Genomic DNA, 12,856 nt, shown 5'->3' on the forward strand with positions numbered 1-12,856 from the left:
AAAAAGGGAAAGAAACAAAAGAAAACAAAAAGAAAACCACCCCCCCCCCCCCCCCCCCCCCCCCCCCCCCCCCCCCCCCCCCCCCCCCCCCCCCCCCGCTGCCCGCACACCGGCCTCGTAGCCGCCGCACGGTCGGTCCTGGAACTCTTCGAGCTGTTCATGCCCGGCCGCCGCACGCCCGGACCCGGCCCGGCAGCCGAGCGGGGAGCAGCACATCATTTCGGCCAGGGCGGCGGCGCCAGTAGTTGCCACTCAAATCGAACACATGACGCGGCACTACTCCCCTGCGCCTCCGGCGAAGCCACCTCGCAGCTCCTCCCGTCAGGGCGTTGCCGGCCGAGCCCGCTTGAGTGCCTGCCACTCATGTGACCGGGTGGCCACGGTGATGTGCTGGCCACAGCCGGCCGGACCACCTCGCCGCACACCTCACCCACTGCCCGACACCGACGCACCCCTCGGAGTCACCGCCCGGCCGTTCAGGCCCGAGGGCACCCACCCGCGTACCCGCACGTCCGCGCCGCAAGGCGTTCCCGGCACCCGTACCCGGCACACGAAGGACACGAAGGAGTCGGCTTGATGAGGACCTCGGACCCGTATCCAGGCGGGCTCGGCGGCCACTTGTCGTTCCCGTTCCCGGCCGAGCGCGCGAAGGGCACGCGATGACGGACCTGTGGCTGCTGCCCGAGGACACGGCGGGCGCCTTCGTCGAGCGCATGGGCGAGGACCGGCTGCTGGGAGAGCAGGAACGGGCCCGCATGGCAAGGATGTTGATGCCGCGTCGGCGTCGGCAGTTCCTCGCCGGACGGCTGCTGTGCCGGCACGCGCTGAGTGCGCGTACCGGTCATCCCGTGGACGGCTGGGAGTTCCCCGTCGACGAGTTCGGGCGGCCCGAGCCCAGTCCCGGCTGGTACGGGGTGCGGTTCAATCTCTCGCACACCGACGGCCTCGTCGTCTGCGTCGTGACCGACGGCGCCGCCTGCGGCGTGGACGTGGAAGGCCCCCTGTCGCAGGAGTCGGCCGCCCATGTCTCCCGGTTCTTCTCGCCCTCCGAGCGAGCTGAACTGGCCGCCCTGCCCGACGCCGAACGTGCCCGGCGCACCACCGAGTTGTGGGCGCTCAAGGAGGCGTACCTCAAGGGCCTGGGCATCGGCGGGCGGCGCGACTTCGACGGGTTCTCCTTCGCCCCGCGCAACGCCGCCCGCGTCACCGTCCACGACCCGCGGCAGCCGCGCGACAGCGGGCCCGGCTGGTGGTTCGAGCTGCTGCGCACCGCTTCTGGACACACACTCGCCCTCGCCGTCGAGGGCAGCCGGGCCGACGCCGTGCGCCTGGTGGACCTGACCGATCCGACCAGCCTGGACGAGCACTTCGCCGTATCGGGCGTCTGACCCCTACTGGAGTCCTCCCGTGAACCCCATGAACCGAAATCTGGACCTGACCGTCGCGCTGTTCCCCGGGCAGGGCGCCTACCGTGCCGGGGCCCTCGCGGGCCTGTGGGAGCGTGGCACGAGCGCTGTGCGGGACACCTTCGAGGTGGTGGACGAGGTCGCCAAGGAGCGCCTCGGCAAGGAGGTGTCCTCGGTCCTCTTCCAGCCCTCACCGCCCAGCCCCGCCACCCTCCTCCAGCAGGCCCCGGACACCCTTCAGCTGGCGATCTTCGCCACCTCGGTGGCCACCCACCGGCTGCTGACCGGGAACGGGGTGCGCCCCTCGCTCCACATGGGGCACAGTCTGGGCGAAGTCGCCGCGCTGGCCTGCGCGGGCGCCTACGACCTGGCCGACTCCACCGCCGTGCTGTGCGAGCGGATCTCCGTCGTACGCGCCCACGACCGCCGGGGCGGCTCGATGCTCGCGCTGCGATGCGGTCAGGAGCGGGCCGAACGGCTCGTGGCCCTGATCGACCACGCGAACCTGGTGGTGGCCGTCGACAACGCCCTCTACCAGACGGTCCTGTCCGGCCCCGCCGACGCCATCCACACCGCCGAGGCGATCGCCCGGCATCTCGGCATCACCACCGTCCCCCTGCGCTCCCCGCACCCCTTCCACAACCCGCTGCTGGCCGGTGCCCGGCGCGAACTCGCCACCCGTATCGCCTCGTTCGAGCGCCACGAGCTCACCGTGCCGGTCTACTCGCCGATCCTCGGCCGCTTCTACCGGGACGGCGACGACCTCGCCGAGCTGCTCGCGCTGCACCTGGTCTCCCCGATCGCCTTCCGTACGTCCCTCACCGCGCTGCACGCGGCCGGCGCACGGACCTTCGTCGAGATGGGCGCCGGACGGGTGCTGACGAGCCTGGCCGAGGCGGCGCTGCCGGGTACGCACACGGTGGCACCGCTGGCGGGGCACGACGACGAGGCCGGGCTCGCGGCGGCCGCGCAGGCGCTGCTCGATCCGCTGGGCGCGCCCGCGGCCGTCCGGTCGGTCGCGGCCCCCGCGGTGGTGAGGGAGCCGGTCGCGGTCTCCGCGGTGGTGAGGGAGCCGGTCACCGCGGCCGCTCCGGTCACCGCGGACCCGGTTGCGGAGCCCGCCGCCCGGCCCGTCCAGGCCGCACCCGGCACGGCGTCGGAGGCCGTCGACGTCGACCGCGACCAACTCGCCGGTCAGGTGCGGACGTTGTACGCCGAGGCGATGGAGTACCCGCACGAGGTCTTCACCGACGACGTCCTGCTGGAGGCCGACCTCGGCGTCGACTCCGTGAAGCAGACCGAGCTGCTGAGCCGGCTCGGCGACCGCTTCGGCCTCGGCGCCCCGCCGAGCGGACTGCGCGTGGCGGACTACGACACCTTCGGCAAGGTCGTCGACTTCGTGGCCGCCGGTGTCGCGGGCGGCGGCTTCGCCGAGGGCGAGGTCACCCGATGATGAGCGGCCGTGAGCTCGAACCCCATCACGAGAGCGCCCGTCCGCCCGTGCCGCACGACGAGTTCACCGGGCGCATCGCCCTGGTGACCGGCGGCGCCGGAAGCGTCGGCCGGGTCATCGTGGAACGCCTCGCCCGGCAGGGCGCCACCGTGCTCCTCAACTGCTTCCACTCCTACGACGCCGCCAAGGGCCTCGCCCGCACCCTCACCGGGCAGGGCCTGGACGTCAGGGTCGTCAGGGCCTCCGTCGCCAAGCCGGAGCAGGTCGAGCGGATGTTCGCCGAGATCGGCGAGGAGCACGGCCGCCTGGACATCCTGGTCAACAACGCCGCGGCCGGCTCCTTCGTACCGTTCGAGGAGATCACCGAGGAACTGCTCGACCGGACGTACGCCACCAACGTCAAGGGCCCGCTCTGGTGCGCCCGTTACGCCCGCCCCCTGCTCGCGCGGGCCACCCGCCGGGGCGGCGCCATCGTCAACCTCTCTTCCCTGGGGTCGGTCACCGCCCCGGCCAACTACCTGCCGGTCGGCATCTCCAAGGCGGCGCTGGAGTCGCTGACCCGCTACCTCGCCGCCGAGCTCGCCGAGGAGGGCATCCGGGTCAACGCGGCGTCCTGCGGGCTGATCGACAACCCCGTCGGCCAGATGTTCCCGGCCTTCGAGGACGTCAGCGCCAACACCGTTGCGGCCACACCGCTGGCCCGCCTCGGCAGCCCCGAGGACCTCGCCGAGGTCGTGGTCTTCCTGGCCTCGGAGCGCTCCGGCTGGGTCACCGGGCAGACGCTGCTGGCGGACGGCGGCCTCACGCTGCTGCGGTCGGCGATGTCGCCGAGCCCGTCTCCTGTACGGCAGGCGTCCGCGGAGGAGACGTCTGCCGAGGGGCTGGCTGCGGAGCAGACCGGGCCGGAGACGGCAGCCGTACGGGCGACCGCGCCGAGGTCACCGGCCGCGGGGACGGAGATCGCGGAGACCGGCGCGACGACGCCGGTCGTCGTGACGGCCGACGAGGCACCGGAGCCCCGGGCCGCGGCCGACACGACGGCCGGGACCGGGACCGGGGCGACGGCCGAAGAGGCGGCCGGGACGCGGGCCGGAACGACGGCCGAAGAGGCGGCCGGGACGACGGCCGACGAGGACGACCCCATCGCCGTCGTCGGCATGGGCCTGGCCGTCCCCGGCGCCTCCTCCCCCGACGAGTTCTGGCGACTGCTGCTGGAGGGCCGCGAACTCTTCGTCGAGGCGCCCGCCGACCGCTGGGACATCGCACGCTTCCACGACGAGGACCGCGGCGCGCCGGACAAGACCTACCAGCGCCGCTCCGGCTTCATCACGTCCTTCGAGCCGCACGAGCGGCTGCGCGCCGAGGGCCGGGCCACCGCCGGCCTGGACCACACCACCCTGTGGCTGCGGCACAGCCTCCACCAGGCGCTGGAGGGCGTGCACCGCGCCCCTGACGCCCGCTTCTCCTTCTGTGTCGGCTACACGCCTGACGGCAGCCAGCACCTCGAAGAGGCCTTCGTGCTGCGGTCCGCGCTGGACACCCTGGCCGAGGACGGCGACGACGCGGTCGAAGGGCCGATCGGGCAGGCGCTGCGCGGCCGCTTCCACCGCGGCGACGACCCGACGGCCGGGTATCTCCCCCACCGGATCGGGGAGGACGCCATGGCCGGCATCCTGCCCGACGGCACCCGGCTGCACATGGTCGACACCGCCTGCTCCTCCTCGCTCTACGCGATGGACATCGGCGTGCGTGACCTGCTGTCCGGGCAGAGCGACATCGCCGTGTGCGGTGGTTCGTTCGCCCTCGCGCCGAGCGGTTCGGTGCTGTTCGCCAAGCTCAACGGGCTGTCCGCGGGCGGCGCCGTGCGCGCTCTGGACGCCGGGGCGGACGGTGCGCTGTTCTCCGACGGCGCCGGTCTCGTCGTCCTCAAACGGCTGTCCCGGGCCCGTGCGGACGGCGACCGCGTCCTCGGGCTAGTGTCGGCGATCGGGCTGTCCGCGGACGGACGGGGCAAGGCGATCTACGCTCCGGCACCCGCGGGGCAGGAACTCGCCGTGGAACGCGCCCTGGAACGCGGCGGGCTCGACGCGTCGGACGTGGACTGGATCATCGCCCACGCCACCGGTACGCCGGCCGGTGACGAGGCCGAGTTCACCGGCCTGCACGCCCGCTACGCCGGTGACCGGCCGATGTACGTCACCTCGAACAAGTCCCTGGTGGGACACAGCGGTTGGGCGGCAGGGGTGGTCTCCGTGATCCACGCGCTGCTCGCGCTGCGGCACGGCACGATCCCCGCCCAGTACCGCTTCGAGCGGCTGCCCGAGGCGCTCACCGCGCTGTCGGGGGCGCTGAGGGTGCCGCAGGAACCGGTCGCCTGGCCGGCCCGGGCGGACCGTACCCGCCGGGTGGCCGTCTCGGGCTTCGGGTTCGGCGGCACCAACGCCCATCTGATCCTCAGCGAGGACCACCCCTCGGCCGCCCGGTCCGGCAGCCCGATCACGCTGCCCGCCCCCGTCGAGGACGAGCTGGTCGTGGTCGGCTGGTCGTCCCGGCTGCCCGGCGACCCGGACGCGGCGGCGGTCGCCGCCTGGGCCGCGGGTGAAGGGCCCGCTCCCGAGGCGTCGTTCGGGACCGTCTACCCCGTGCCGCCGTTCCAGGAACTGCGGATGCCTCCCCCGACGGCCCGCACCACGGACCGCTCGCAGCTGATGCTGGTCCGCTGTGTGCAGCAACTCGACGAACAGGTGCGGGACTTCTGCCTGAACCGGCGGACGAACGCCGGAGTCGTCGTCGGACACACCGGCGCCACCCGCAACGCGCTGCTGTACAAGACCCGCGCCTATCTCGACGAGATCGCCCACGCGGTGGCGGGATCCGAGGAACCCGGCGTGACCGCGAAGTTCCTCCAGCGTCTGGAGGAACGGGCCACCGGTCTGATCGCCGCGCCCACCGAGGACTCGTTCCCGGGCGAGATGCCCAATGTGATCGCCGCCCGGCTGTGCAACTACTTCGACCTGCGCGGTCTGAGTCTCACCGTGGACGCGGGCGAGGCCTCGCTGCTGGAGGCCTTCGACGTGGCCGGGCTGTACCTCGGCTTCCAGGAGATCGATGTGGCGCTGGTCGCCGGTGTCAACGGCGCGGCGCTGCCCGGCTGGAACGACGCCGACGGTCGCCCCGCCGCCGAGGGCGCGTTCCTGTTCGTGGTGACGCGCCGCTCACTCGCCGAAGAGGCCGGACTGCCCGTACTGGCCGTCATGGAAAGGAGCGCGGCCGCATGAGCGCCACCCGGCAGAGCACGACCCTTCTGGGCGCCGAGGGCGCCCGCGAGCTGATCGCCTTCCTGACCGGGGCGGACAGCGCGGCCGCCACGGCGGTCCTTGAACGTCCGGTGCGCCGGGGCGGCCCCGTGCAGAGGCTCACCCTGCGCCGCCCGGGCCCGCCCGCGGTCGCCGCGGAAACCACAGAAACCGCGGCACCCGCGGAGTCCGCCAGGTCCGCCGAGTGCGCAGAGTCCGCCCCGGCCACGCCGCACCTCCTGGACCGTCATGTCCTGCGGCTGGCCCCGGCGCCCGCCCCCGGCCTCACCCACCCGGCACCGGACCTGTTCCCGGCCGGCACCGCCCTCCTGACGAACACCGGCCACCACGTCGCCGGAGTGGAGACGCTTACCCTCGACGCGACGCTCGAGGACGTCGTCGCACGGACCCGGCCCCGCCACATCCGCGTCCTGGTCGATCTGCACGCCGAGCCGGCGGCCCCCTCCGAGGCCCTGCTCGACCTGCACGACGCGATGTTCCGCACGGCGAAGGCATGCGTCGAGCGCGCGGAGCGCCCCGAGTCGTTCTCCGTGCTCGTGCTCGGCGGCGTCGACGACGCACGCGTCCCGCACGCGTGCGCGGGCCTGTTCACCGGCTTCGCCAAGAGCTTGGCGCTGGAGTGGCCGGACACCTCGGTCCTGGCGGTCGTGCACGAGACACGCGACCTGGTCACGGCCGAGCCGGACGCGGCCCGCGAGCACGCGACACCGCAGTTGCTGCCGGTCGTCTACCACGTGGGCGGCACCCGGCTGCTGTGGCAGGCCGTCACCGAACCCGGCGAGCGTGTCGAGGCGGGGAGGGGTTCCCGCGATCGGGTGGTGGTCGCGGCCGGCGGCGCCCGCGGCATCGGCGCCGAGCTGCTGCTCGCCCTGGCCCGCCGCGACCGGCCCCGGCTGCACCTGATCGGTTCGACCGACCTGGACAGCGACCGGGCCGACGAGCGGCTGAAGCGCAAGGACTTCATCCGGGCCCGCACCACGGGCCCGGAGCGGCTCACCGTGCGCGAGGCCAACATGGCCTACGACCGGCTGGGTTCCGCCCGCGAGGTCCGCGCCACGATCGCCGCGCTGCGCGAACTGTGCGGCGCAGACCGGGTCACGTACCACCGCTGCGATCTGCGTGACGCGGAGGACGTGCGGACCACCGTACGGCGGATCACGGACGTGGAGAGCGGGGTCGACCTGCTGCTCAACATCGCCGGAACGAACCGGGCCGCCTCGGTCGAGCAGAAGCAGCTGAGGGACTTCCACACCGTCCGCGATCTGAAGGTCCGTTCCTACGCCCACCTCAAGGCGGCCTTCGGCGACCGGCAGCCGCGCCTGTGGTGCAACTTCGGTTCTTTCGTCGGCTTCACGGGCCAGACCGGCGAGACCGACTACGGCGCCGCGAACGACTACTTCAACACCGCCGCCCTGCACCATTCCGCGCACGGGACACGGGAGTTCACGCTCGGCTGGACGCTGTGGCGCGATGTCGGCCTGGGCGCCACGCCGCTGATGCGGACCTTCCTCGCCAAGAGCGCCCAGTTCACGGCGATGCCCACGGCCGAGGGCGTCGACCACTTCCTGCACGAGCTGGACCAGGCGGACCACGGACGGCACACGCCGGTGACGGTGTTCTTCGGCGACGCCGAACGCGCCGCCATCGAAGCGGCCGCACCGGGCTATCTGGACTTCTGCCGCAACCGGCCCGCCTCGCGGGCGAGCTCACCGGTCCCCACCACCCCCGCACTGCCCGAGTTCTACGTCGACGACGTCGTGGACCGCGCCCCCGGCCGGCTCACCGTCGTACGCCGCTTCGGCCTGGACCGCGACGCCTATCTGAACGAGCACGTCGTGAACGGTCACCCCACGCTGCCCGGCACGTTCGTCCCCGAACTCGCCGCCGAGGCCGCCATGCACCTGGTGCCCGGCCGCGTTCCGGTGGTCGTGGAGGACGTACGCCTGGAGTCGTTCCTGCGGGTCTACAAGGCCGACCGTGACGAGACCAAGAAGATCACCGCGCGGCTGCTGTCCGACGGGCCGCGGGAATCGGTCGTCGCCGTCGAGGTGACCGGCGACGTCGTGGCGCCGGACGGGCGGGTGCTGGTGAAGGACCGCAGGCACTTCAGCGCACGCGTCCGCCTGCGCGACGAACACGTGGCCGCGCCGCAGTGGCAGCACTGGGACGACAACGGGGCAGAGCCCCTGTCCGATCCCTACCACGTACCCAACCCCGCCGTCCTCCTCAGCGGTGTCTTCGTCTCGACGGCCGGCACCCGCACCCATCCGTCCGGCCGGCGCGCCCACTACGCGCCCGACCGGCCCGGCATCGACCGCTGGTTCTCGGGACTGGTCGTGCCGTCCGTGCTGCTGGACGGTCTGGCCCGCGTGTGTGTCCTGGACCGGACCGAACTCCCGGGGCACGGCGGCGACTGGACCCCGCTCGCCGTCCCGCGCACGATCCGCCGTATCGACCTGTACGGCGGCCACACCGACGCCTCGCTCGCCGCCGCCGGGACCCACGTGGAGCTGTACTCGCTGCCCGCGCGCCTGGACCTGGAGAGCGGCGCGGCGAACCGGGCGGTGGCGGTCGGCGCGGCCGGTGACGTGGTGCTCCAGATCAAGGACATGACCGGTGTGGTGCTCGGCCACATCAACCAGACCACCGGCGCCTACCGCGAGCGTCCGCGTGGCGCCGACCTCGCCCGACGGGCGTCGGCACAGGCCCAGGAGGCGACATCGTGACGCGTCAGAGCACACCGAGGGGCAGTGACACGGACACCGCCCCGCGCTGCCCCGTGACCGGAGCCCTGGCGGGCGAGGCACCGCCGCCGGAGCCCGACGGACCGACCGGACTCCCCCTGGCCTGGCCGCTGGTCGGCTCCACGATCCTCTACGCCGCCGACCCGCCGGGCTTCGCCGTACGCGCCCAGCACGCCCACGGCACCGTGGTGAAGCTGCCGATGGTCCCGCACAACCCCACCGTGCAGGTGACCGACCCGGCGGCCGTCCGGCAGATCCTCCAGGGCAACGCGGACAACTACTGCCGTGGCGCCTACTACGAGGCCTTCCGCCTGTTCATGGGCCAGGGCCTGCTGACGCTCGACGACGCCGACTGGCGCGAGCACCGCAAGGTCGTCAACCCGGCCTTCACACCCGGCGCGATCGCCGCGCGCTCCGACGAAACCGACGCCGCCCTGCTGGAGTTGACCGCCCGCTGGACCGAACACGCACGCATGGGAAGCCCGTTCGACCTGTACGCGGAGTCGATGAGGCTCACCTGCCGGGTCATCGGTCACGCCCTGGTGGGCCGTGATCTCTCGCGGGACGGCGGTGAGTTCGCCGACGCGCTGAGCGTCGCGCTGGAGGCTGTCTTCAAGGAGGTCGGCTCCCTGGAGAAGCTGGCCCCCTCATTCGTCCCCACCCCTTACCGGCGCCGCGTGCGCCGGGCCCGGCGCACCCTCGAACGGGTCATCGCCCAGGCCGGCCGCGACGCCGACGAGGGCTCGGGCGGCGAGGTCGCCGCCCTGATCCGGGACTCCGACCTGCCCGAGGACGCGTTCTGGTCCGACCTGGTGACCCTGATGCTCGCCGGAGTGGAGACCACCGCCCTCGCCCTGGCGTGGACGCTGTACGAGACCGCCCGCCATCCGGAGGTCCGCGACCGGCTGGAGGCGGAGACGGACCAGGTGTGCGGAGTGCGCCCGCCCACGTCCGCCGATCTCGACTCGCTGCCGTACACGGGCCGGGTCGTCGACGAGGCACTGCGGCTGCATCCGCCGGTGTGGCAGTTCCCCCGGCAGACGATCGGCGACGACGTCCTCGCGGGCCGGCGCGTCCCCGCGGGTACGCCGGTCCTGATCTCCGTGTACGCCGCCCACCGCAACCCCGGGCAGTGGCCCGACCCGGACTCCTTCGACCCGGACCGCTTCACGGCCGAGGCCTCCGCCGGACGCGACCGGAACGCCTACGTGCCCTTCGGCGGCGGGCGCCGCCAGTGCATCGGCAAGAGGATGGGGCTCGGACTCCTGCGTCAGGCGGTGGCCACGGTGCACGGCCGCTTCCGGCTCACCCTGGTCGACGAGACGCCCCGCAACGGCGCGTTCATCACCCTCTTCCCCAAGAACGGCATCCGGGTGACGGCAGAGGAGCGCCGCCGATGACCTCGACCGCCCTGCGCGGGAGCGCCGACCGGGACTGGCCGGCGCTGCGGCCGCATCTGTCCGCCTTCGACCCCGAGGCCTTCGTCCGCCCGGTGGGCCGGTTCGTCTGGGAGCCTGTCGAGGCCCCGCGTCCGGCAGCCGCGCCGGCACCGTTGGCCGGGCGCAGGCTGCTGCTGGTGGGCGAGGTGCGGGACCTGGTAGACGCGGTCGGCGCCGCCCTCGAGCGGCGCGGCGCCCGCGTCGTGACCCACACGCCCGGGAGCCTCCCGAGCGCCGACGGCTGGGACGGCATCGTCGATCTCAACGTGGTCGGCCGGGCCTACGAGCTGGGCGACACGTCGTGGCGCCGGGCGCTCGCCGGCACGACCGAGGCCGTACGCGGCGCCTACGCGCACTGGGCCGCCGAACACCGCTACGGCCATCACGTCTATGTGGCCGTCACCCATCTCGGCGGGCTCGGCGGCCACGGCGACGGACCGGTGCCGCAGCCGCTCAGCGGCATCTGGGCGGGTCTGGCCAAATGCCTGCCCCGCGAACTGCCCGCCGCCGGGCTCGTCGTGGTCGACGTCGACCGTGCCGAGCCCGAGGTGATCGCCGAGGCGGTCGCCCAGGAGTACGTACGCCCGGAGGACTTCGAGGTCTGCTACCGCGCGGGGCGGCGCCATGTGCTCGCCGGGCGCCCCGCCCCGACCCCGCCGCCCGGCGGGGCGACGGCGCCGCGGCCGGGCGACACGGTCCTCGTCACGGGTGGCGCCCGGGGCGTCGGCTTCGCGGCGGCCCGGGCCTTCGCCGAGACGTTCGGCTGCCGGGTCGTGGTCACCGGCCGGGGTGAGCGCCCACGGCCGGAGGGAGAACTGCTCCTGGACGAGGAGGAGTTCGCCCGCTGGCGTCGCGAGCGGCTCGCCACCGCCCGGACACCCGCCGCGCTGGCCGGCGTACGCCGGGAGGTGCGCCGCGCCGAGGACGACCGTGCCGTGCACCGCAACCTCGCGGGCGCGGCGGCCGACGGGCTGCGCGTCGACTATCTGCGCTGCGACTGCACCGACCCCGACCAGGTCGAGCGTGTCTTCGCCGCGCTGGGCGAGGGGCCGACCCACATCGTGCACAACGCCGGCATCGACGAACCGGCCCGCTTCGACCGGAAGTCGGCCGACGACGTCGTCCGCACCGTCGACGTGAAGGTCACCGGCTTCGCCAATCTGGTCACGGCCGTCCTCGCACGGCCCGAACGCCGGTCTCGGCTGCGGCTGTTGAGCAACGTCGGTTCGCTGGCCGGCCGTATGGGCGGCATGGTGGGGCAGGTCGACTACGCGGCGGGCAACGAGGCGCTGGCCCGGCTCGGCTTCTGGGCCCGGGACGACCTCGGGCTGCCCGTGCAGACCCTGTGCTGGCCGACCTGGGAACGGCTCGGCGTCATCGCCAACTACGCGGCCGCCGTGCGCTATGTCTCCACCCTCGACCCCGCCGAGGGCGCCCGGCTGTGGGCCGCCGAACTCGCCTCCGGACACACCGGCGAGGCCGTCTTCCTCGGCCGGATCGGCGCCGTCCTCTCCCCCGGCCAGCTCCGCGGCTTCGGCACCCTCACCGGCCACCCCGACCTGCCGCGCCTGCACGCGCTGGACCACTACCTGGGCAGGGTCGAGCGGTACGAGATCTTCCGCACGCTGCGCACCTCGCTGTCGCTCGAAGCGCGCCGGCATCCGTGTCTGTCCGAGTTCCGGGTCGGCGGGGACCTCGCCGTCCCCGTCAGCGTCGTCCTCGAACACGCGGTGGCCGCGGGCGACTGGGTGGTGCCCGAAGGCTGGCCCCTCCTCCACCTGCGGGAGCTGCGCTCCCTGCGAGTCCACCTCCCGCGGCTGCGGTTCACCCACGACGTGCTCGCCCTGCACCGCGAGGCGCGAGGGGTCCGGCGTGACGGCGACTGGTGCGTGGACGTCTCCGTCCGCGACGACACGGGCGAGGACGTCGCGTCGCTGACCCTGGTCTACGGCGAGCAGCCGCTCGACGGCCTCCCGGACGCCGCCTCCACGAGCCGCGCACCGCGCACGGTCCGACGACACGACGGCCATCTCGCCTGGGAGGGCGTGCTCTTCCCGGACACCCCCGACCTCCTCGACGGCGAGGGCACGGTCCCCGCCGTCTACCCGGCCGACCTCTGGACGGTCCCCTTCCCGCCGTTCCCCACCATCGACCCCGCAGCCGTCGAGGCACTCGTCCGCGCGGCCGACCAGCACTCCCCCAGGACCACCCCGGGCACCCTGACCGCCCACCGCCTCACCGCGACACCCGGCGCCCAGCGCGTCGAGCACCTCGGCTACGACGACGAGTCGGGCAGCTGGACGGGCACCCGCGACAACGTCCCGGTCCTTCTGGCGGAGGGCGTGGCGATCTCGGACTGACTCCCCCACCACCTCACCCATCGACGGACAGGCCCGGGCCACGCCCGGGCCTGTCCGCACGCAAACCTCAGCTGTTCCGGAAGCCGCGCGCCGCGGCCACGAGGCGACGCCCCGGAGTACCTGGACCGGAGGACTGG

At 73.6% G+C, this 12,856-nt stretch carries 6 protein-coding genes; all 6 read left to right on the forward strand.

Annotated elements, in window-relative coordinates:
• Window positions 1-659: 659 nt before the first annotated feature.
• The 6 genes from ACZ6SQ_RS17120 to ACZ6SQ_RS17145 are packed head-to-tail and all read left to right on the forward strand — an operon-like array spanning window position 660 to window position 12,719.
• Window positions 660-1,388, forward strand: coding sequence for a 4'-phosphopantetheinyl transferase family protein (locus tag ACZ6SQ_RS17120; RefSeq protein ID WP_469562344.1), 729 nt, complete (start codon window positions 660-662; stop codon window positions 1,386-1,388).
• A 28-nt stretch (window positions 1,389-1,416) separates the two neighbouring features.
• Window positions 1,417-2,859, forward strand: a complete 1,443-nt coding sequence (locus ACZ6SQ_RS17125; RefSeq protein WP_469562345.1) for an acyltransferase domain-containing protein — start codon at window positions 1,417-1,419, stop codon at window positions 2,857-2,859.
• Window positions 2,856-6,137 carry an SDR family oxidoreductase gene (locus ACZ6SQ_RS17130; RefSeq protein ID WP_469562347.1) on the forward strand — a complete coding sequence of 1,094 codons (3,282 nt, stop codon included), beginning with the start codon at window positions 2,856-2,858 and terminating at the stop codon, window positions 6,135-6,137. Before ACZ6SQ_RS17125 ends, ACZ6SQ_RS17130 begins: the two co-directional genes overlap by 4 nt.
• Window positions 6,134-8,902: an SDR family NAD(P)-dependent oxidoreductase gene (locus ACZ6SQ_RS17135; RefSeq protein WP_469562350.1), complete on the forward strand. Its 2,769-nt coding sequence runs from the start codon at window positions 6,134-6,136 to the stop codon at window positions 8,900-8,902. Before ACZ6SQ_RS17130 ends, ACZ6SQ_RS17135 begins: the two co-directional genes overlap by 4 nt.
• Window positions 8,899-10,320, forward strand: coding sequence for a cytochrome P450 (locus tag ACZ6SQ_RS17140; RefSeq protein ID WP_469562351.1), 1,422 nt, complete (start codon window positions 8,899-8,901; stop codon window positions 10,318-10,320). The genes ACZ6SQ_RS17135 and ACZ6SQ_RS17140 overlap by 4 nt, the downstream gene beginning before the upstream one ends.
• Window positions 10,317-12,719 (forward strand): SDR family NAD(P)-dependent oxidoreductase, encoded by a 2,403-nt coding sequence (locus ACZ6SQ_RS17145; protein WP_469562353.1) that lies wholly within the window; start codon window positions 10,317-10,319, stop codon window positions 12,717-12,719. The genes ACZ6SQ_RS17140 and ACZ6SQ_RS17145 overlap by 4 nt, the downstream gene beginning before the upstream one ends.
• The last annotated feature ends 137 nt before the right edge of the window (window positions 12,720-12,856 follow it).

This window comes from Streptomyces sp. NPDC048600, assembly GCF_055587025.1.